22 protein-coding genes are annotated in these 21,568 nt (G+C 34.5%); 9 read left to right on the top strand and 13 right to left on the bottom strand.

The features are described 5' to 3' along the window. Nucleotides 1-13: 13 nt before the first annotated feature. From IEW45_RS08115 to IEW45_RS08105, 3 genes are all read right to left on the bottom strand, one after another. Nucleotides 14-796 carry an ABC transporter ATP-binding protein gene (locus IEW45_RS08115; RefSeq protein ID WP_188620725.1) on the bottom strand — a complete coding sequence of 261 codons (783 nt, stop codon included), beginning with the start codon at nucleotides 794-796 and terminating at the stop codon, nucleotides 14-16. Beyond that, a complete protein-coding gene (locus IEW45_RS08110) occupies nucleotides 796-1,536 on the bottom strand; it encodes an MlaE family ABC transporter permease (RefSeq protein ID WP_188620724.1) in 741 nt (246 codons plus the stop codon). The genes IEW45_RS08115 and IEW45_RS08110 overlap by 1 nt, the downstream gene beginning before the upstream one ends. 80 nt (nucleotides 1,537-1,616) lie before the next feature. Beyond that, nucleotides 1,617-2,465 carry a glycosyltransferase family 2 protein gene (locus IEW45_RS08105; RefSeq protein ID WP_188620723.1) on the bottom strand — a complete coding sequence of 283 codons (849 nt, stop codon included), beginning with the start codon at nucleotides 2,463-2,465 and terminating at the stop codon, nucleotides 1,617-1,619. A gap of 60 nt (nucleotides 2,466-2,525) precedes the next feature. Here IEW45_RS08105 and IEW45_RS08100 point away from each other — a divergent pair, with 60 nt between their 5' ends. From IEW45_RS08100 to IEW45_RS08090, 3 genes are read left to right on the top strand one after another with little or no spacing between them, the layout of a single operon-like run. Further along, on the top strand, nucleotides 2,526-3,401 hold the full coding sequence (locus IEW45_RS08100; protein ID WP_188620722.1) for a glycosyltransferase family 2 protein: 876 nt from the start codon (nucleotides 2,526-2,528) through the stop codon (nucleotides 3,399-3,401). 9 nt (nucleotides 3,402-3,410) lie between these two features. After that, complete coding sequence (locus IEW45_RS08095; protein ID WP_188620721.1) at nucleotides 3,411-4,862, top strand: lipopolysaccharide biosynthesis protein; 1,452 nt, start codon at nucleotides 3,411-3,413, stop codon at nucleotides 4,860-4,862. Between the two features lie 20 nt (nucleotides 4,863-4,882). Next, nucleotides 4,883-5,428 carry a hypothetical protein gene (locus tag IEW45_RS08090; protein ID WP_188620720.1) on the top strand — a complete coding sequence of 182 codons (546 nt, stop codon included), beginning with the start codon at nucleotides 4,883-4,885 and terminating at the stop codon, nucleotides 5,426-5,428. A 43-nt stretch (nucleotides 5,429-5,471) separates the two neighbouring features. On the opposite strand, the gene IEW45_RS08085 is transcribed toward IEW45_RS08090, so the two are convergent. From IEW45_RS08085 to gcvP, 3 genes are all read right to left on the bottom strand, one after another. After that, nucleotides 5,472-6,533 (bottom strand): 3-oxoacyl-ACP synthase III family protein, encoded by a 1,062-nt coding sequence (locus IEW45_RS08085; protein ID WP_188620719.1) that lies wholly within the window; start codon nucleotides 6,531-6,533, stop codon nucleotides 5,472-5,474. A 128-nt stretch (nucleotides 6,534-6,661) separates the two neighbouring features. Further along, on the bottom strand, nucleotides 6,662-7,030 hold the full coding sequence (locus tag IEW45_RS08080; protein WP_188620718.1) for a group III truncated hemoglobin: 369 nt from the start codon (nucleotides 7,028-7,030) through the stop codon (nucleotides 6,662-6,664). A 91-nt stretch (nucleotides 7,031-7,121) separates the two neighbouring features. Next, complete coding sequence (gene gcvP / locus IEW45_RS08075; RefSeq protein WP_188620717.1) at nucleotides 7,122-9,971, bottom strand: aminomethyl-transferring glycine dehydrogenase; 2,850 nt, start codon at nucleotides 9,969-9,971, stop codon at nucleotides 7,122-7,124. A 134-nt stretch (nucleotides 9,972-10,105) separates the two neighbouring features. On the opposite strand from gcvP, the gene IEW45_RS08070 reads away from it, so the two are divergent. After that, entirely contained in the window at nucleotides 10,106-10,924 is an 819-nt protein-coding gene (locus tag IEW45_RS08070; RefSeq protein ID WP_188620716.1) for a UbiA prenyltransferase family protein, read from the top strand. On the opposite strand, the gene IEW45_RS08065 is transcribed toward IEW45_RS08070, so the two are convergent. The 4 genes from IEW45_RS08065 to IEW45_RS08050 form a co-directional block, all read right to left on the bottom strand. Continuing rightward, nucleotides 10,919-11,821: a TIGR01777 family oxidoreductase gene (locus IEW45_RS08065; protein ID WP_188620715.1), complete on the bottom strand. Its 903-nt coding sequence runs from the start codon at nucleotides 11,819-11,821 to the stop codon at nucleotides 10,919-10,921. The two genes, IEW45_RS08070 and IEW45_RS08065, sit on opposite strands and share 6 nt — an antisense overlap. A gap of 352 nt (nucleotides 11,822-12,173) precedes the next feature. Then, a complete protein-coding gene (locus tag IEW45_RS08060) occupies nucleotides 12,174-12,992 on the bottom strand; it encodes a thiol-disulfide oxidoreductase DCC family protein (protein WP_188620714.1) in 819 nt (272 codons plus the stop codon). After that, nucleotides 12,989-13,309, bottom strand: a complete 321-nt coding sequence (locus tag IEW45_RS08055; RefSeq protein ID WP_188620713.1) for a hypothetical protein — start codon at nucleotides 13,307-13,309, stop codon at nucleotides 12,989-12,991. The genes IEW45_RS08060 and IEW45_RS08055 overlap by 4 nt, the downstream gene beginning before the upstream one ends. A 70-nt stretch (nucleotides 13,310-13,379) precedes the next feature. Next, complete coding sequence (locus tag IEW45_RS08050; RefSeq protein WP_188620712.1) at nucleotides 13,380-13,886, bottom strand: GbsR/MarR family transcriptional regulator; 507 nt, start codon at nucleotides 13,884-13,886, stop codon at nucleotides 13,380-13,382. A gap of 101 nt (nucleotides 13,887-13,987) precedes the next feature. Between IEW45_RS08050 and IEW45_RS08045 the strand changes: the two genes are divergently transcribed. After that, nucleotides 13,988-14,515 (top strand): hypothetical protein, encoded by a 528-nt coding sequence (locus IEW45_RS08045; protein WP_188620711.1) that lies wholly within the window; start codon nucleotides 13,988-13,990, stop codon nucleotides 14,513-14,515. On the opposite strand, the gene IEW45_RS08040 is transcribed toward IEW45_RS08045, so the two are convergent. The 3 genes from IEW45_RS08040 to alaS form a co-directional block, all read right to left on the bottom strand. After that, complete coding sequence (locus IEW45_RS08040) at nucleotides 14,512-15,468, bottom strand: GSCFA domain-containing protein (protein WP_188620710.1); 957 nt, start codon at nucleotides 15,466-15,468, stop codon at nucleotides 14,512-14,514. The two genes, IEW45_RS08045 and IEW45_RS08040, sit on opposite strands and share 4 nt — an antisense overlap. A 75-nt stretch (nucleotides 15,469-15,543) precedes the next feature. Next, a complete protein-coding gene (locus IEW45_RS08035; RefSeq protein WP_188620709.1) occupies nucleotides 15,544-16,299 on the bottom strand; it encodes a hypothetical protein in 756 nt (251 codons plus the stop codon). 121 nt (nucleotides 16,300-16,420) lie between these two features. After that, on the bottom strand, nucleotides 16,421-19,048 hold the full coding sequence (alaS, locus tag IEW45_RS08030; RefSeq protein WP_188620708.1) for an alanine--tRNA ligase: 2,628 nt from the start codon (nucleotides 19,046-19,048) through the stop codon (nucleotides 16,421-16,423). Between the two features lie 155 nt (nucleotides 19,049-19,203). On the opposite strand from alaS, the gene IEW45_RS08025 reads away from it, so the two are divergent. Genes IEW45_RS08025 through IEW45_RS08010 form a run of 4 tightly spaced genes read left to right on the top strand, consistent with a single transcriptional unit; the run spans nucleotide 19,204 to nucleotide 21,558 of the window. Next, complete coding sequence (locus IEW45_RS08025) at nucleotides 19,204-20,181, top strand: M23 family metallopeptidase (RefSeq protein WP_188620707.1); 978 nt, start codon at nucleotides 19,204-19,206, stop codon at nucleotides 20,179-20,181. After that, on the top strand, nucleotides 20,181-20,510 hold the full coding sequence (locus IEW45_RS08020) for a MerR family transcriptional regulator (protein WP_188620706.1): 330 nt from the start codon (nucleotides 20,181-20,183) through the stop codon (nucleotides 20,508-20,510). Before IEW45_RS08025 ends, IEW45_RS08020 begins: the two co-directional genes overlap by 1 nt. A gap of 12 nt (nucleotides 20,511-20,522) precedes the next feature. Further along, nucleotides 20,523-21,116 (top strand): LemA family protein, encoded by a 594-nt coding sequence (locus IEW45_RS08015; RefSeq protein ID WP_188620705.1) that lies wholly within the window; start codon nucleotides 20,523-20,525, stop codon nucleotides 21,114-21,116. Between the two features lies 1 nt (nucleotide 21,117). After that, nucleotides 21,118-21,558: a TPM domain-containing protein gene (locus IEW45_RS08010; RefSeq protein WP_188620704.1), complete on the top strand. Its 441-nt coding sequence runs from the start codon at nucleotides 21,118-21,120 to the stop codon at nucleotides 21,556-21,558. Nucleotides 21,559-21,568 lie beyond the last annotated feature (10 nt).

Raw genomic sequence — 21,568 nt, 5'->3', positions numbered from 1 at the left:
TATAGTAAGTATTTTATTTGTTATCTTCTTCCTCTTCTTCAGCAAGTAGATTTTCTCTTACCTTTTTAAATAAATCAGAAGAGTACACAAACTCTATAATTGATTTATTACGGGTTTCCAGTATTTCCTCTTTATCACCCTCCCATTCTTTTTTACCGTTTTTAAGAAAGATAATATTTTCACCTATTTGCAGTACAGAGTTCATATCATGCGTATTAATTACAGTAGTAATGTCATACTCTTTTGTTATCTCGTGTATCAACTCATCAATAACTATAGAGGTTTCCGGGTCAAGCCCTGAGTTAGGTTCATCACAAAACAGATACTTAGGGTTGTTTACTATAGCTCTTGCTATTGCTACCCTCTTTTGCATCCCTCCTGAAATTTCAGCAGGGAACTTTTTGTTTGATCCTTCAAGGTTTACTCTTTGTAAAACTTCGTTTACACGATCTCTTATTTCACGATTTCTTTTAGAAGTAAACATTTTTAAAGGGAAACCCACATTTTCTTCAACAGTCATAGAGTCAAAAAGCGCGCTACCCTGAAATACCATTCCTATTTCGGTTCGCAATGTTCTTTTTTCATCAGGTGTCATTTTAGAGTATATCCTTCCGTCAAAAGATATAGTTCCTACCTCAGGCGTATGTATACCAAGCAATGACTTAATCATAACTGTTTTTCCCGAACCACTTTGCCCAATTATAAGGTTGGTCTTACCTGTTTCAAAAACAGCAGAAATACCCTTTAATACTTTTGTGTCTCCAAACGACTTCTCTATGTTCTTAATCTCTATCATTAGCTTAAAAGTAATTGAGTAATAATGTAGTTTAGAAGTATAATTACCACACTGGTCCAAACAAATGATGTGGTGCTGGCTTTACCAACTTCCAGTGCACCACCTTTCATGTAAAATCCATGGAAAGAAGGTATAGTGGCAAGTATAAATCCGAAGATAAAAGTTTTAAAGAAGGCGTAAAATATATGATAGGGTATAAAATCGGTTTGTATACCTTGTAAAAATTCTGCCTGACCAATAAACCCTCCGTATACTCCTGCTACCATTCCTCCAAGAATACCAAGAAACATTGCTATAGCAATAACAAATGGGTATAAACTGAAAGCTATAATTTTAGGGAATATAAGGTAGTTTACAGCATTAACCCCCATTACTTCAAGAGCATCTATTTGCTCGGTTACACGCATCGTACCAATACTGGATGTAATGTATGAACCGGCCCGTCCTGCCATAATTATTGATATGAAGGTAGGAGCAAACTCCAGTATTACCGATTGTCTTGTTGCAAAAGCAATAAGTGATTTTGGTATTAACGGGTTAGTAAGGTTAAGTGCTGTTTGTATTGCTACAACACCACCAATAAAGAAAGAAATAAAGGCAACGATACCCATCGAACCAATAATAAGATCATCTATTTCTTTAAATATCAGTGTTTTCATTACCTTCCATTTCACAGGTTTGTAAAACACTTCTCCTATCATCAGGAAGTAACGTCCTATTTGGTTTAAAGCTTTTATCATTTATAACTAAAATATCCGCTAAAGTACCTAATTGTAGTCACTTTTCGCTAGTAGTTAATAGTTTTTTAATACTTTATAGTTTAAAAGAGTTTATCTTTTATTTTTTTCCATCTGTATGCCTTAATATACTTTGCTTGTTCTTGTGTTACAAGTAGAGGCTTTTTATTGTTTTTAGCGTTATAGTACCCTTTAATATAATCTGCAAAGAGAAGGGGTTTTTTCTTTTTCATTGCAAGTTTTATACTTGCTATTGTAGTTATAAGTAAACCGTAGCCCAAGCTATAAAAAGCTTCGCCTTGTTTGTAGCGTGCCTGCTTGGTGTAACTTGCTCCGGTAGGTTTTAAGTGTTTTACCTTTAAGTTTGGTACAGTAACTATTTTCCAGTTATAAAATCTGGCGAGTAACTCATCTACAGTGTCCCAACCCATAGCCGGTTTTAGCTTGCCTATTTGTAAAAAGCATTCTTTTCGATAGGCCTTAAAAGCACCTCTTATATGGTCTTTGTCAGTAAGGCTTTCTATTGTCCACTCATTATTCTTTTCTATATAGGCAAAACCACCTGCCATACCTACTTTGTCGTCCTTTTTAAATACCTCTAGTATAGTTTCAAAGTAGTTAACAGGAAGTATTAAGTCGGCATCAAGTTTTACAATAATGTCGTAATCTTCATCAATAACTTCATATCCAGTATTGAATGCCTGTATTACTTTGCTGCCCGGCATGTGTGCTGCATCAGACTTTCTGTTTACAACCGTTAGCCAGTTATTGTTTGCAGCAAATTCCTCTGCAATAGCAGCAGTTTCATCGGTAGAATTATCATTTACCACAATAGCTTTAGTGGGGAAAACGGTTTGCAATGTTAATGATTGCAGCATTTTACCTATATAATCAGCTTCGTTATAAGCGGGAATGATTACGTAATATTTCATTAGTGCGGGAAATGAATACAAATATGGCTATTTTTGTGTGATTAGAAAAGTATCAGGAGTTTGGATAAGAAAGTTTTTGTGGTTATTGTAACATACAACGGGGCAAAGTGGATTGATAAAAATATCACTTCGCTACTTGAGTCTGAATATCCTGTAAATACTATAGTTATTGATAATTGTTCTACGGATGACTCTGTGGTATTATTATCTAAATACCTGGAGGTTCAGCTTATACAATCAGAGACTAATCTTGGTTTTGGTAAAGCGAATAACATCGGTATTAAAAAAGCACTGGATAACGGAGCTGATTACATTTTTCTTTTAAATCAAGATGCTTGGGTTTTCCCGAAAACTATTTCAAGTCTGGTAAATAGTATGGAGACTAATGCTGATTACGGTATTATTAGTCCTATACATTTTTCAGGAGATGAAACTACTTGGGATGAAAGTTTTAAAACATACTATAACAGGAAAACAGCAAGCTCAGGTAATTTGGTAACTGTTCCTTTTGTAAATGCCGCTGCATGGATGATGAGTAGGGCATGTATAGAAAAAGTAGGTTTGTTTGAACCAATGTTCAGCCATTATGGAGAGGATAGAAATTATTGTGACCGGGTAAAATACCATAGGTTTTTAATAGGTATAGACGAAAATGCTTCCATTGTACACGACAGGGTTATAAAGCGTAACTTTAAAAAGGATGTTATACAATCGCAATATAAAATTCTAACCACTTTACTGAATATAAATAATAGCCTGGACAAAAGTTATCGTTTGGCTTTTAAAGAAGTTTTAGGGCTGCCAAAATATTTTAGTAAGTATTATGGTGTGGGTAAAGTAGCAAATTTATTTTTTAAGCTGTTTAGTTATTACATAAAGCAGGTGAGAGCTAAACAGAGTATAGAACAAGTCCGACAAAAATCAGTAAGCAGTTAGTTATCAATAATGGATAAGCAGGCATCATCAAAACAAGTAGTATTATTTTCCTTTATTAATTATATAGGGACTGCTATTGGTGTGCTTTCCGTTTTATTTGTTTATCCGTATGATAAAGAGTTTTTGGGTTTAGTACGGTATATAGATGTTATTGCTCAGGTGCTATACCCTATAATGGTAATGGGGGCTTCTCAGGCATTAATTAAGTTTTACCCTTCATTGAGCAATCAGTACCAAAAGCGACTTTTTAATTATAGTGTAGCCTCTATTTTAGTTATTGCTTTTATAATACTGATAGGTATTACTATTTATACGAAAGCAGGACAGCGTACCGATAGTTATATATTTTATTTTGCTTTTACCATAGCAGTTGCTTTAGCGTATGTAGAGTTGCTTAAAAAACAGGCTCAGGATATGCAAAAAATAGCAATACCTACACTTTATGAAAAGCTGATACCTAAAATAGTACTGCCTATTATATTCCTACTGCTATTAAATAATATTTTTAATATATACGAGTCGCTTTATGTACTTACAGCGGGATATATTCTGGTTTTCTTGCTAACAGCTATTTATCTTTTTAAGCGTTTTAAACCGGGCTTTAACTATAAGTTTAAACCTTTATTTGAAAAAATAAGCCGAAAAAACTATACACAATATAGCTTGTTTGCTTTTGCAGGAAGTTTAGGCTCTTTATTAGCTTTCAGGATTGACGGGATAATTATTCCTGAGCTTATTTCACTGGAAGCAAATGGTACGTTTACCATTGGAGTAACTTTAGCCTCAACTTTGCAAATACCGGCAGTAGGAATGTTTGCTATATATGCACCTATAGTATCCCGTTATCTTGAAAAAGGGAACACAGTTGAGTTAGGCAGGGATTATAAGCGGGTTGCTAATCTATTATTTTTTATAGGGACAGTATTATACAGTTGTATTTTTCTGGGAATAAATAACCTTTTTGCAGTATTACCTACTGGTGATAACCTCATAGCCTCTGTACCAATTATTTTAATACTGGGTGCAAGTGTAGTGTTTAATATGGCTACAAGTTTTAATTCGGAAGTGATTACTTTTTCTAAATACTATAGGTTTAATTTAATTGCAATATTATTACTTACCATACTGAATATATCTTTAAACCTATATTTTATTTATTATACTAGTTTGGGTATAGTAGGAGTAGCTTACGCCTCGCTGATAGCAATGGTGTTATTTAATTGCTCAAAACTGTGGTTTATATATAAGAAGTTTGGCTTACTACCTTTTGATGCTGCTTTCTTAAAACTTGCAGTTATATTTATAGTGTCAGGCTTGGGGATTTATCTTTTACCTGAAGCCAATTCTAATAGTATAAACCTTTTTTATAAAGTAGGACTTTCTCTTATAGTAAATATAGTGGCGGTTTATAAAATGAAGTTAGTTCCTCAATTAAATGAGAGAATCAATTCTCTTTTCTAAAGATTATAATAGTTCACAAAATGAATAAAATATCTAAAGTATTAGGTTTAGTGTTTTTTGTTCTGCTAACTGGATGCCATGCTACAAATTTTCATAGAGCTACTCTACAGTTAGATAAAGAAAAATCAACAGTATTAAAAAATGATACCCATGAAAATGTATTTCTTTTATTAGAAGATGAACTTGAAAATACTAACCATATAATTTATCTATATCTCCCTAACTATATAGCAGTAAGCAAGGTTACAGTATGTTTGCTATATGATGTTGATAACAATAATTATTATAGAGTTTTTATTAGCCCTGAAGAGGAGATAACTACTGAAAAAATCGAGAATGTTAGTAGTAAGTATGAGTTTTTTGTATTAGGGGAATATCTTGACAAAAAGTATGATTATCTGCAAAACCTAAATAAAAAATATTATACATCTCTTGGTTCTACAGAAAATAGAATTTATGAAATCGATTTAAAAAGAAAAAAGTACTCCTTTTTTAGGTTTTTTAATTTTCCTTTCGCTAATGGAAAACCATATGACGGAAAAGAGGTTATAGATGACTGGTTATAAGTAAAGTAAATAACCTATTTAACTATTGTACGATGATAATTCATTACACCTGGTATGCAAAAGCATTAATATTCATGCCTGCACCTACTGAGGCAAACAGTAAAACATCACCTTTTTCTAGCTTTTGGTTTTCTATATTTCCCTTTATTAATAAATCATATAACGTAGGTATGGTAGCCACACTGCTGTTACCCAGATAATGAATACTCATTGGCATAATGCCTTCAGGCGGGGTTCTGTCATATAGTTTAAAGAAACGGTGTATAATAGCTTCATCCATTTTTTCGTTGGCTTGGTGTATTAATATCTTTTTTAATTTATCAATAGGAATATTAGCCTTATCAAGACAAGTTTTCATTGCATCCGGTACATTGCTTAAAGCAAATTCATATATCTTTCTGCCATACATTTTTATATAACGTACATCTTTATCATGTTTCTCGTTATAAGACTTGCCAAAATGTAAGTAATAGGCTTCATCATAAGTAAAAGAAGCGCTTTCATGAGCCAGTATACCACCTTCCTCATTAGTAGCTTCTATAATTGTAGCTCCTGCACCATCAGAATATATCATGCTATCCCTGTCATGTGGGTCTACTACCCGTGATAGTGTTTCAGCACCAATAACAAGACATTTTTTTGCCATTCCTGCTTTTATAAAAGCCTGAGCTTGTATTACACCTTCAATCCACCCGGGACAGCCAAATAAAATATCATAGGCTACACATTTAGGATTTTTAATTTTTAAGCGGTTTTTTACTCTGGCAGCAAGACTGGGTAAAATATCCGATTGTATCGTGCCTTCTTTTACATCGCCAAAATTGTGTGCCAGTATTATATAATCTATAGTTTCTTTATCTATTTCGGCATCTGCTATTGCCTTTTCGGCAGCAAGAAATGCTATATCTGAAGATTGAAGGTTTTTATCAACATAACGACGCTCCTCAATTCCTGTAATTTTTTTGAATTTACCAGTAACCATTTCATTGTTATATTGAAGTGGTTTTCCGTCTGCTTCAAGGAAAAGGTGCTCCGCAAAATCTTTATTGCTTATAACACGAGTTGGTATATAACTTCCGCAACCTGTAATTTTAATGTTCTGCATATTCACCGCTTTTTGGTAGTACTAAGTTAGTTAATATAATGTCAGAAGAAGTAATCAAATGCTATGTGTGCATAATATTTAATGAATATAAATTATATACCGGGTTTTGTTGCTGAATATATTTTTTATCAGTTATAAATTTTAATTTTCATAACGGAGGCAACTGATAACGCTCTTGTTTTCATTCGTTCAGCATTAGGACCTGAAAAATTATTGTCAATACTATCATTAAAATGTCTTAGCCATACCTCAAAGTGTAAATCTGTAAATGTTACTTTGTTATTTAAGTCTTGATGTATTTGCAGTACATTTTTGCGGTAACTGCCTTTATACAAAACAGATTGTTCCCAAAAATCGGTAAGATGAGGTAAATGGCTTTCTAAATCTATTTTAGCTACATCAGTAAAAATATAGTTTATAGCAGGGTCGGTGAGTAACTTAGAGTAGAAGTCACGCATTAAAAACTCAATATCATTTCGGGTTTCTATATCTTTCATTTAACAAAATAATAATATGTGAAAGTGAGAAGTAGTAAAATATAATAGTAAATAAAAATGGCTGCTTTTTAAAAGCAGCCATTTTATATTTTTAATGTTCCATATATGCCTCTATAGGAGCGCAGGAACATATAAGATTTCTGTCTCCGTAAGCTTCGTCAACTCTTCTTACAGCAGGCCAGAATTTATTATCAGCAATATAGTCAATCGGGAAAGCTGCTTTCTCTCTACTGTATGGTAAAGTCCATTCATCAGTAGTAAGCATTGCCAGAGTGTGCGGTGCATTTTTAAGCACATTGTTTTTATCATCAGCACTTACTTCCTCTATTTCTTTTCTGATTGAAATCATAGCATCACAGAAACGGTCTAATTCCTCTACATTTTCACTCTCAGTAGGTTCTATCATTAAAGTACCTGCTACAGGGAATGATACAGTAGGAGCATGGAAACCATAATCCATAAGACGCTTAGCAATATCAGCTACCTCAATACCATTATCTTTAAACGGACGGCAGTCTATAATCATTTCGTGAGCTGCTCTTCCCATTTCTCCGGTATATAGTGTTTCGTAATGCCCTTTCAGCTTTTCTTTAATATAGTTAGCATTAAGAATTGCATTTTTGGTAGAGCTGGTTAAGCCTTCCTCTCCAAGCATAGTAATATACCCGTAAGAGATAAGGCAAACTAAAGCCGAACCATAAGGTGCTGCTGATATAGCAGTAATAGCATTTGTACCACCGGTTGGCACTATAGGGTTAGTTGGCAAGAATGGTACTAAGTGTTCTGCAACACAGATAGGACCAACACCAGGACCACCACCACCGTGAGGTATAGCAAATGTTTTGTGCAGGTTAAGGTGGCATACGTCAGCACCAATAGCAGCAGGGTTAGTTAAACCAACCTGTGCATTCATGTTAGCACCATCCATATAAACCTGTCCGCCGTTATCGTGTATTATTTGTGTAATTTCTTTAATAGAAGCCTCGTACACCCCGTGTGTAGAAGGGTAAGTTACCATAAGGCACGAAAGGTTATCCTTATACTTTTCAGCTTTAGCTTTTAAATCCTCTACATCAATATTACCATTTTCAGATGTTTTGGTAACAACCACTTCCATACCTGCCATAATAGCTGATGCAGGATTAGTACCGTGTGCTGATGCCGGGATTAGGGCAATATTTCTGTGACCTTCGTTATTATCCTGATGGTAAGCACGTATTACCATTAGTCCTGCATACTCGCCCTGAGCACCTGAGTTTGGTTGTAGAGTAGTGCCTGCAAAACCTGTAATTACGTTAAGCTGCTCTTCCAGTTTTTTAAGCATTAACTGGTACCCTTCAACCTGCTCTATAGGAGCAAACGGGTGAATAGCGTGCCAGTTAGGCATGCTTAACGGAAGCATTTCAGCGGCTGCGTTTAGTTTCATAGTACATGAACCTAATGATATCATAGAGTGTGTAAGTGATAAATCACGACGCTCTAATTTTTTAATGTAACGCATTAGCGCTGTTTCCGAATGGTATTTGTTAAATACTTCATTTGTCAGGAATTCGCTTGTACGTTGTAGCTTATCTTCAATAGTAGTATCGCTAACTAACTCTGTTATTGGTTCAAACTCTTTCCCTGCTGCTTCAGAGAATATTTCTATAATATCGTTAATATCTTTTAATGAAGTAGTTTCATTGAAAGAGATAGAAACAGTTTCTCTATCTACATAATAAAAATTAATTGCTTTAGCATAAGCAGCTGCTTGTACTTTAGCAACATCGGCTCTTACTACAATAGTATCGAAGAAAGATGTATTTGCTTGATATACACCAATTTGATTTAAAGCATCGGCTGTTGTTACTGCCGAACGATGTACTTTATCAGCTATATACTTAAGCCCTTTAGGGCCATGATATACAGCATACATACCTGCCATAACAGCAAGTAATACCTGTGCAGTACAAATATTAGAAGTTGCTTTTTCTCTTTTTATATGTTGCTCACGGGTTTGCAATGCCATACGTAGTGCACGGTTTCCGTTTGCATCTACAGTTACACCAATAATTCTTCCCGGTATGCTTCTTTTATATTTTTCCTTAGTTGCAAAGTATGCAGCGTGAGGACCACCATAACCCATTGGTATACCAAAACGTTGAGTAGTACCTACTACAACATCAGCACCCATTTCGCCCGGTGATTTAAGTTTAACAAGGCTTAATATATCTGCTGCTACAGCTACTTTAATATCTTTCTCTGTTGCGGTAGCTATAAAACTTTCATAGTCATAAACCTGCCCGTATTTACCTGGGTATTGTAATATAGCTCCGAAGTATTCTTCTGAAAAATCAAACTCTTCGTGGTTTCCTACTACCAATTCAACACCTATAGGCTCAGAACGTGTTTCCAGTACTGAAAGGGTTTGTGGTAGTATCTCTTCTGAAACAAAGAATTTATTTGCATTATTTTTTTTCTGGTCGCGGGTGCGTACATCAAAAAGTAATGCCATAGCTTCAGCAGCGGCAGTACCTTCATCAAGCAGCGAAGCATTTGCTATTTCCATACCGGTAAGTTCTATCACCATAGTCTGGAAGTTTAATAGTGCCTCAAGTCGCCCTTGGGCAATCTCTGCCTGATACGGAGTATAAGCGGTGTACCATCCCGGGTTTTCAAAGATGTTTCTTTGTATAGAAGGCGGTACTATTGTAGAGTGGTAGCCCAGCCCTATATATGATTTGTAAATTTGGTTTTTGCTTCCCAGCTCGCGAATATGGTTTAGGTATTCATATTCTGTCATTGCAGGCTCTAAGTCCAGTGGTTCTTTAAGGCGAATATCATCCGGTATTGTTTCATATATCAGCTGATCCAGTGATTCTGTTCCTATGGTATCAAGCATATGTTGCAGATCATTCTCCCTTGGGCCAATGTGTCTTAAAGCAAAAGCATCTGTTTTCATGTATATTTACTGCGTTGTTTTTAGTGGCACAAAAGTAACTATTTCTATCTAATTTTAAGTGTTTTTGTAAGCTGGATTTTGTGAAATTGTTATTATATAGCTTTTACTATTAACAGATTAATTATTTTTACGCGATGAAGTGGTTAAAGCAGTTATTTAGTATTTATATACATGGCAGTGTTCATGTAGCCTTCGCTGTTTTGGCATTAACTTTAATGACGCTTCATACTTTTAAACTGCCGTTCTCTTTACCTGTGGCAGGTTTTGCTTTTTTCGGGACTATAGCAGGATATAACTTTGTGAAATACGAAAGTTATTTTCGTTATAAAAAGCCTATAGGTACTCAACTTAAAATTATAACAGGGCTTAGTGTTTTAGCTATACTAGTTTCAGGAATATGTTTTTTACTGCTTGAACGCCGTACCCAAGTTTGGAGTATTGTGTTTTTTGCGCTTACCCTGTTATATACCGTTCCTTTTTTTCCGAATAAGAAAAATATGCGAAACTGGACAGGCATAAAAATATATATGGTTGCTCTATGCTGGGCGGGTATTACAACCTTATTACCATTGTTAAATGCAGATGTTGCTATAGGCGCAGATGTGCTACTAAAATTTTTTCAGCGGTTTTTACTGGTAATAATATTGATATTAATTTTTGAAATTATTGATTCAAAAGATGATGACCCGCTGTTAATGACCGTTCCGCAAAAAATAGGGGTTAAAAAGACTAAGTTTTTAAACCTTATACTTTTAGCTGTTTTTTATTGCTTAGAATTTTTTAAAACTGAAGTAGATATAAAACAGCTAATGGTTAATGTAATTTTAATTACTGTTACAGCTTTGTTTACCATTTTTGCCACCCCTGAACGCCCTAAATATTACACTTTGTTTTGGGTAGAAAGCATACCTGTTTTTTGGTTAGTGTTGGTGTTTTTCTCAGACAAACTATAGGTCCACGAGTGCTTTTTGTACAGTGTTATACTTAAACTCAAACCCTTCGTTTTGTAGTCGTGCCGGGATTACATTTCGGCTTTTTAAAACCAATTCGGTTTCTGTACCTATAATTTTAGCACCTATCTCTAATAGTGTTTTGCTTATAGGAATACCAAAAGGTATTTTTACACGATGTTGTATTGTTTTCATAAATTCACGATTACGAACAGGAGTAGGGGATACTACATTTATAACACCCTCGATTTTTTGATTAATTATAAATGCTACAGCACGAGCAAAGTCATATTCATGAATCCAGCTTACATATTGGTTGCCGCTGCCCTGTTTACCACCAAACCCCAGTTGAGTCAGTTTTTTAATCATAGGGTAAGCTCCTCCGTTTTTGCCTAAAACAATTGAAGTTCGTAAAGCAGTTTTAAGCGTGTCAGGCGTTTTGGTCTGGAAAAAAGTACGTTCCCAAACCTTAGCAACATTCATAGAGAAGTCGTGACCTATTTCGCCGTTTACTTCATCCATTTGTTTGTCCTCGCTATGACGGTATATTGTGGCTGTAGATGAGTTAAGCCAATGTTTTGGTGGTGTGCTACACTGCAAAACAGCTTTATTTAATATAGAAGTACTATTTACCCGCGAAGCCATTATTTCACTTTTATTACGCTCGTTATACCTACAATCTACAGATTTACCTGCGAGATTAATAAGTACATCAGCACCTTCCAGTTCTTTTTCCCAACCTGTTAAACTTTGGGCATCCCAATATATATAGCGAATAGTATCGTAGTTATTCTTTTTGCTTCTTGTAAGCACTACAATCTCACTCGCTTTTTCTTTAAAGTAATTGATGAGTACTTCACCTAAAAACCCTGTTCCTCCTGCTATGATTAGTTTTTTCATTTCGATGATGTAATTAAATATTGCGTAATTTTATAGGTTAGGTAAGCAAAATAGCATGCTATTAACATTGGTATCACAAACAGAGTGACTATTAAAAAGTCATTATATTTAAAATAAGTCCAAAATATATATGCCATAACTAAACTGGTGCCTACTAATATCCAGTATATTTTTATGTTCTTTTTCAGTTTTTGACTTAATCTGTCTGAATAATAAAGACTTATTATAGAAGCGATTACTAATTGTATGACACCTAGTAAAACTTGTGCGCACATGCCTAGGTATACAGTGAAGTATAGTAGTAAAGTAATCGCTAAAGCAACAATGTTGATTTTATGTAGTGCTTTCATAGTCATAAATTTAAGATTAGAGGTAAGGCCAGTAGGCGGTAAGCTACCCATGTAAAGCATAAGTAACCGGGTAGTTGTAGCACTTTAACCCTGCGATAGTGTTCGGTAAACATTATTAGTACTGTTATGCCAAACCAAACTAAATTGATTACTTCGGGTAATATCATAAAGCTATTAATTAATAAAACAGGCAATAGTATTAATGAACCTATAAGTGAAACCGTTATTACATTGCCCAAATAGTTTAGTATGGTTTTATTGTCGTGCTTTATCAGGAATATTGCCTGAAAAGCCATTTGTCCTACAGCTAAAATTACTTCCCTGCTAAAATTGCCTTTAGGAACTATTGGTAATAATGTACTGTAATAGAAAAGCGTTACTGCTGTTACCATAGTAGCAAAAAGCATGTATATAAATCTGTAACGATAATTAAAACTGGGAGTGCACTGCAATTCGCTATTATTACTCTTCCCAGGCACAATAACTTTACGATTGTAAGAAACAAGTGAGTACAGTTTTTTAAGTAAATACTTTACAGGTTTTATATTACCAATTTTGCTTATTGTCGGGAAAGAATAACCAATAACTTTTAACAGACTGTCAACCCCATACGTAACAGTGTTATTTTCTCTGTCGATCAAGGCTATTTCGTTGACTGCATTTTCCTTGTTAACAAAAGTGAGTTCATTTTCGTTTAAATCAGCGTAAGGCTTTCTTCCTTTTTCATCAAGCATTCCGGTTTTTACAAAAGCATCTGTATATGCCTGGCATAAAGGACAGTCTTCATCATATAATAGTGTTTGGTTGGCGAGTGTTTTCATGATTCGTCTATTTTTATGTAATGAAGGATTATTGTAAAATATATAGCAAGAAATGAGGGTAGGAACCATATCCACCACCAGTTTGTTAAGTGCCACATAACAAAGAATAGTATTGTTAGAATCCAGTAAATTATTAAAGGAGTATTTTTAAAACTTTTAATAATGGTGCAAGCTATAGCTGCGATTACCTGAAACCCTCCCGTTAATATTGTAAATACCGCAGCAATTCCCCATAGTTGGGGGAATGCAAAGCCTAATATTCCGAGAAGTATTGGGAAACCTACAAAAAATGTATTGGTACGTTCTAATGAGTTCATATTGCTTTTATTAAATAGTTTGTAATTATAAAACTTTCAAAAAATATTGAAATATATAATTAAAAAAATTTTACTTCATTATTTTCATAACTAAACGACTAATCCAGTTTTCTTTCATTTCAGTTACTTTTTCAATCATGTTATCCGCTTTTAGTACAAAGTCGTACAACTTAGAAGTTTGCTCTGCAAAATGTTTTGCTTCTTTCGATTTATCTTCTTTTACTCCTGTAGAAACATCTTTCAGGACTTTCAGCGCCGGTTTTATTTCTCTTTTACTGCGTTCCTGTGCGATTTTTACAGCGAGCTCGTCTAAGTCTTTTTCCGCAATAAAGAATTCCTTACGCTCTCCGGGTTTATACTCTTTATATATAATTCCCCAATCCATTAATGCACGAAGGTTCATGCTGGCATTACCTCTGGAAATTTGAAGCTCTTCCATAATGTCCTCCATAGAAAGTGGCTCGGGCGATACCATTAACAGCGCATGTATTTGCGCCATGGTTTTATTAATACCCCACTGCGAACCTAATGCTCCCCATGTTTGAACAAATTTATTTTTCGCTTCGTTAAATTCCATAGTTCAAATGTATAATAACTTTTTGAATTTTCAAATATTTTTGAAATATAATTTTGTTAGGGCTAGTTTCGTTAATAAATATATTTGATAAAATTTACTTTATGAAGTATTTATACTACTTAGTGTTACTACTGATTTGTTTTGGGTGTAAAAAGGAAGAACCTGTAATTGAAATTTACTTATTAAAAAGTAAAGTTAATGAGCTTTTAGAAGAAGACTTTAATGTTGAGTTTGAAGACTCAATGGATGAACCTTTTATAATTGATAGTGAAATAAAAGTACTGGACATAAGAAATAACCAACTCATTCTCGATTCTGCAGCAGTTAAAAAAGTTGACAATTTGGAAATAGACCTCAGTAATGGAGTTCCTTTTGTAATTATGGCAGATGATGAAATTGTTTTCAAAGGTAGATTCTGGTCAGTCCTTTCTTCATTCTATCCAAAATTTCCTGTTGTTTTTTATCCTCCGATGAATACTGAATATATGGAAGACTATATTTGGAATAGAAATGAAGTGTTAATACTCAAAGTTTTTTACGCTAATAATGATAAAAAGGATATATGTACCCAAGAATTAATAAGTGCTTTTAGAGAATCCAATAGACTTATAGAAAAAGAAACAGACTAAAAAGTAATATGCGGGTATTGTTTATTTAATTTATCTGCGCGTTCGTGTAGTTTTGAAAGAAATACTTTGTGTTGTTCCGAATCTGGGTTGAAAGACCTGTGTTGTAGTCCTTTTTGTATGGCATCAACCTCTTTCATAGTGCCGATTGCTTCCGGTGCTATATTTGTTTCAGTAAAGCGTTCCCAAATATAATTTATAGCTGTAGCATTCGGGTGAATCATATCTTCGGCATAAAACCTATAATCACGTAATTCATCCATCATAATTTCATACGAAGGGAAGTAAGAAGTATTATTTTTTACAGGAGAATTTGCTAAAACCTCATATACTGCACTTATAAGGTTAGCTTTACTCCATTGGTTTTCCGTAAAGCCGTCTTTAGTATGCCTTACAGGTGAAATAGTAAAAATAATCTGTGCATTAGTGTTAATACTGTTGATTTGAGAAAGTATGTTTTTCAGACTATTTTTTATAACCTCAACACTTAATAACTCTTTACTGAATTGCTTTTGTGGTACTTTATGGCAATTAGCTACCAGTTCTGTTGATTCATTATTGCGGTACACCCATGCTGTACCTAAAGTAATAGTGATATGACTGGCTTCTTTTAGTGTGGTGTTTAATGTTGCTGTAGCTTGGTTGAGGTTGTTAAGTAATACTTCTTTATTTGTATCACTTAAATCACTATGCACATCAAAACAATGCCATCTTTCATTATGGGAAAAAATATTGGCTTCGGTAAATGTTTTATTATTTACAGCAAAGCCAATAACTTTCTCTAAAGCTTTAGGGTTAAAAAGTATGCCAAATGGGTTGGTTACATTTTTGAATTTAAAATAATCAAATTTTTGCCCTATATTGACTGCAAAACAAGAACCCAAAGACACTATTTGAGAGTTGTACCCAATCGGGTTGTCATTCTTTTTAATAGGTATTTGGGTTGTGAATTGCATAATTATTTTTGAGTAAAGGTAAATAAAAAAGCCCCTTTTATAAAAGAGGCTTTTTCATGATAACTTATACTATTGTTATTCGTAGAAATACTGATAAGTTTCAGTTTCTTCACCATATGTCATTACTTCAGTTACAGGATAATTGTTACTATTGTATGTATAAACTGAAGTAGCCATATAGTCTACTACATCATTTATACTATATGTATCAGTCAGAATATTATTTACACCACCTTCTATAAAAGCAAGTGCCATATAATAGTTAGATGCTATATTTTTAGTTACTGAATTTTTATCATCAAATGTATATACTTCGTCATCAGAGTCACCCATATATGATACAAGGTTTCCATTGTTAAATGTAATTACACCTTGGTCATATATTATGTATTCTTCATTTCCTCCATTTGAATAATTGTGATACATAATTATTGATATAGTTCCGTCGGCATTATATGTATATTCATTTTTGCTAATAAAATCTATTGCTCCTTCTTCATCATATAAATACATCTTAAACATTGTAAGGTTATCCCCGTCGTATGTGTATACATCTCTTTGTTCAAGTGCTCCATTGTAAGATGTTTCACATTCTGTGATTTTATCTCCGCTGTAAGTATATTCTTGAAGCTCACCATCAGTAGAAACAGCAGATACTAATTTGTTACCATTGTAAGTGTAATCAGTAGTAACGGTTTCTCCATCAATTATGGTAACCATTTTTTTAGGAAGTACAAGATTACTATCCGGGTTAGTAGATGAACTATCGTCATCAGAGCATGAGGTCATCGTAAACAGCGCAATAGCTGCCATTGAGAAAATTTTTTTCATTGATTAGTTTTTTGAATTTTTTGAAAATTTAATGCGCAAATATAGACTATTCTTACAAATAAAAAAGCGCAATTTTAATTGCGCTTTTTTATTTTGATAAGATTTATCTACTAAAATAGTTTTATTTAATATAATCTTTAGCTGCATTTAATGCATTATCAATACCGTCAACATTTTTACCTCCTGCTGTAGCAAAGAAAGGTTGACCTCCGCCACCGCCTTGTATGTGTTTACCAAGTTCACGAACTACCTGCCCTGCATTTAAGCCTTTTTCTGCTACCAGTTCTTTAGATATGTAACAGGTAAGCATTGGTTTGTCATTATTTACAATTGCCAGTAAAATGAATAGGTTATCTCCTAAATTACCCAGTTCATAAACAAGGTCTTTTGCTCCGGCAGCATCAAGGTCTACTTGTTTAGCCAAGAATTTAACCCCGTTTATTTCTTTCATTTCATTAGCAAGTTCACCTTTCAGGTTTTTAGCTTTGTCTTTAAGTAAAGCCTCAACTTGCTTTTTCAGCTTAGCATTCTCATCTTGTAATGATGATACTGCTTTTAAAGTATCCTGCGGATTTTTAAGTGAAGCTTTAATTTCGTTAAGGGTATTTTCCTGAGTAGTGAAATACTCTTTTACAGCCTCATTTGTAATTGCTTCTATACGGCGAATACCCGATGCAACTGCACTCTCTCCGGTAATTTTAAAATACCAAATATCGGCAGTATTTTGTACGTGTATACCGCCGCAAAGCTCCATACTGTTGCCAAACTTAATTGCACGTACATTATCGCCATATTTCTCTCCGAAAAGTGCCATAGCACCTTCTTCAATAGCTTGTTTAAAAGGAATACTTCTGCGTTCTATTAGTGGAATATGTTCCTGTATTCTTGCATTTACAAAATCTTCTACCTGTTGTAATTCTTCATCTGTAACTTTAGAGAAGTGAGAAAAGTCAAAACGCAGGTAATTAGGTGCTACAAGTGAGCCTTTTTGTTCTACGTGAGTACCTAACACACTACGTAACGCCTGGTGTAATAGGTGAGTGGCACTGTGGTTTGCCGCAGTGTTACTGCGTAAACTATCGTTTACTTTTGCAGTAAATGTAGCACTTGTGTTCTCAGGTAGTTTTTTAGTGATATGTAATATAAGGTTGTTTTCCTTTTTAGTGTCTAAAACGTCAATAGTTTCGCTGGCAGATGATAAAGTACCTTTATCGCCAACCTGACCACCACCTTCCGGATAGAAAGGAGTGTTATCTAAAACTATTTGATAAAGTACTCCGTCTTTCTTCGATTCTACTTTGCGGTAACGCGTAATTTTAACCTCATTTTCCAATTGATCGTAGCCTACAAAAGTTTCGGTATTGCCGTCAACTATAATGTTCCAGTCGTCAGTAGACATTTCACCGGCAGCACGAGAACGGTCTTTTTGTTTTTTAAGTTCTGCGTCAAATTCAGTTTTATTATAACTGTATCCTTTTTCTTTTAAAATAAGAGCAGTAAGGTCTTCCGGGAAACCAAAAGTGTCATATAATTCAAATGCTTTAGCACCTGAAACTTCTGTGCCTTCGGTTGCTGCAACTACATTTTCCAGTAGTTGTAAGCCTTGTTCTAATGTTCTTAAAAATGAAATTTCCTCTTCTTTAATTACATTGGTAACTAAGCCTTGCTGCGATTTTATTTCAGGGAAAAATTCGCCCATTTGCTCGCTTAGTATAGAAACCAATTCGTAAATAAACGGTTCAGACTTATCAAGGAAAGTAAATCCGTAACGAATAGCTCTTCTTAATATTCTTCGGATAACATAGCCTGCTCCGTTGTTTGATGGTAACTGACCGTCAGCAATAGCAAAAGCAACTGCACGCACGTGGTCAGCTATTACACGGATAGCTATGTTTATTTTTTTTTCGGTTTCGTTACTCGCTTTTACGGTATATTTTTTACCCGTTAGTTTTTCAATTTTCTCTATTAACGGAGTAAATACATCAGTATCGTAATTAGACGTTACATTTTGTAATACCATACAAAGCCTTTCGAAGCCCATACCGGTATCAATATGTTTATTAGCTAATTTAACCAGCGATTTATCCGCCTTGCGGTTAAACTCCATAAATACAATGTTCCATATCTCAACTACTTGAGGGTGGTCTTCGTTAATAAGCTCTCTACCTGATTTTTGAGCTTTTTCTTCTGCAGAACGTATATCTACGTGAATTTCCGAACAAGGGCCGCATGGTCCCTGCTCGCCCATTTCCCAAAAGTTATCTTTTTTATTTCCTGACAGTATATGGCTTTCATCTATTAATTCTTTCCAAATATCATAAGCCTCTTGGTCAAAAGGAACACCTTCTTCTTCGCTGCCTTCAAAAACAGTTACATATAAAATATCTTTCGGTACTTTATATACTTCTGTTAATAGTTCCCAAGCCCAGTTAATAGCTTCTTTTTTAAAGTAGTCGCCAAAACTCCAGTTACCCAACATTTCAAACATAGTGTGGTGGTAGGTATCAAAACCTACATCTTCCAAATCATTATGTTTACCCGAAACACGAAGGCATTTTTGAGTATCGGCAATACGGTTGCTTTTCGGGGTGGCATTGCCAAGGAAATATTCTTTAAATTGTGCCATGCCCGAATTATTGAACATTAGCGTTGGGTCATCTTTTGTAACTATTGGAGCTGAAGGCACTATTAAGTGTTGCTTTTCAGTAAAAAAGTCCAGAAATTGTTTCCTTATATCCCTCGATTTCATATTTGGGTACAAATTTTGTTTAATGGTAATGTTAACTGGCTGTACACTAAACTGAAAAAAGGCGGGAAAAACTGTAACAATTGTTATATTTGCCTGTCTAATCAGTATAGGTTTGCAGCCTTATATAAGGTGCAAAAATAGAATAATTTAGCAAGATGTCGAAAGTAAAATATTATTATGACCCCGAAACTTTAGCTTACCGTAAAATAAAGGTTAAAAAAGGTAAGAAAGTAGGGTATGTATTCTTGTTTTTACTGGCTTCAGCCTTGTTTGGCTTTTTGTGTTTTGTAGCGTTGTTAAACACACCGTATTTTGAAACACCTAAAGACAAACTACAGGCAAGGGAAATTGAAAACATGAGGATTAGGTATGAAATACTTAATCATAAAATGGACCAGGTAGAAGGTGTTCTGGAAGATATAGCCGAGCGCGATAACAATTTATACAGGGCTTATTTTAATACATCACCAATACCGGATGAACAGCGTAAAGCAGGTTTTGGAGGGGTGAACCGTTATAAAGAACTGGAAGGGTATAATAATTCTGATATTATAGTGAGTACGTCAAAACGACTTGATATAATATCAAAAGAGTTAGTAGTACAATCCAAATCGTTAGAAGAAATAGCCAAATTGGCGAAAGATAAAGAAAAGCTTTTGGCAGCTATACCTGCTATTCAGCCTGTTAAAAATGAAGATTTACGAAGAGTGGCTTCGGGTTATGGTTACAGGAGCGATCCTTTTACCAAAATACGTAAGTTTCATGCCGGGATGGACTTTTCCGCTAAAACAGGTACACCAATATATGCCACAGGAGATGGTGTTGTAAGACGTGCTGATAACAGAGCATCGGGTTACGGTAATCATATTGTTATTAAACATGGTTATGGTTACGAAACGTTATATGCTCACCTTAGTAAGTATAAAGCCAGAGTAGGGCAAAAAGTTAAAAGAGGTGATATAATAGGTTATGTTGGTAGTACAGGGCGTTCGGAAGCACCGCACCTGCACTATGAAGTACACAAAAACGGACAGCCTGTTAACCCTATTAACTTTTACTACGGTAATATTTCAGCTAAAGAATACCTGCTGATTTCAGAAATGGCTAACCAAGAAAATCAATCGTTAGACTAATGCATTTAAACCTTCCCGAAAAGAGGTATTACAGTATAGGAGAACTGGCAAAAGCATTTGATGTTAATGCTTCACTTATCCGTTTTTGGGATAAAGAGTTTGATATACTTAAACCTAAAAAAAATGCGAAAGGTAACCGTATGTTTACCCCCGAGGATGTAAAGAACTTACAGTTAATATATCATTTAGTTAAAGAGCGTGGTTTTACACTGGAAGGGGCTAAAGTACACTTAAAAGAGGGTGAGAAAAACATACTTGACAAATTTGAGATTATTCGTAAATTAGAAAATATAAAAGCAACATTAATCAATATTAAAAACGAACTTTAAAACAAACAAAACATGAAAAAGTGGTTAATTCCTGTAATAATTATAGTAGGTGTAATTTTAATAGGTGTATTTTGGTCTGTAGGAATTCAGAACAGCGCAGTTGAAAAAAGCCAGGCAGTTTCAAAAGCATGGGGTAATGTAAATACCTCTTATCAAAGAAGAAATGATCTTATAGGGAACCTTGTAAGAACTGTAGAAGGAGCAGCTAATTTTGAAAAAAGTACTCTTACAGCTGTAACAGAAGCACGAGCTAAAGCAACTTCTGTACAAGTTGACCCTACTAATATAACGCCTGAACAATTAGAAAAATTTAATAGTGCACAAGGAGGCGTTTCATCTGCCCTGTCAAGGCTTCTTGTTTCTGTAGAGCGTTATCCTACTTTACAATCTAATCAGAACTTTTTGAGGTTACAAGATGAACTTGCCTCAACTGAAAATGAAATACGTACTGCAAGGGTTCGCTTTAACGAAAGCGTTGAAGCCTATAATAATCACATATTAAGATTTCCTAATAAAATGTTTTTAAGCGGGTATAAAGAGAAACCTTACTTTAATGCAGTTGAAGGAGCAGAAACACCTGAAAAAGTAGAATTTAACATTCAATAGTATGCATAAAACAGAAAAATTTCTTTCGAAGGACGATGAACAGAGTATAGTTGCAGCAATAAAAGAAGCAGAAACAAATACTTCAGGAGAAATAAGAGTGCATATAGAAAATCATACCGAAAAACCTCCGCTTGAAAGAGCTCAGGAGGTTTTTCAGTTTTTAGAAATGGATCAAACAGCAGCCCGCAACGGTGTGTTGTTTTATGTTGGCGTTGCCGATAAGGCATTTGCTATTATAGGTGATGAGGGTATTGATAAAGTAGTGGAAGATGATTTTTGGGAATGCACCAAGGATGAAGTGATTTCAAAATTTAAAGAAGGTAAGTTTAAAGAAGGTTTGGTAAACGGTATTTTAAGAGCGGGCGAGCGTTTAAAAAAATACTTTCCTTATGATGAAGAAGGAGATATTAATGAATTACCGGACACAATTTCCAGAGGATAATGAGATATAA

This window comes from Flavobacterium suaedae, assembly GCF_014642915.1.
Lineage (GTDB): Bacteria > Bacteroidota > Bacteroidia > Flavobacteriales > Flavobacteriaceae > Flavobacterium > Flavobacterium suaedae.
Note: the sequence above shows the minus strand (reverse complement) of the source record. Positions and strands in the feature narration are given on the sequence as shown.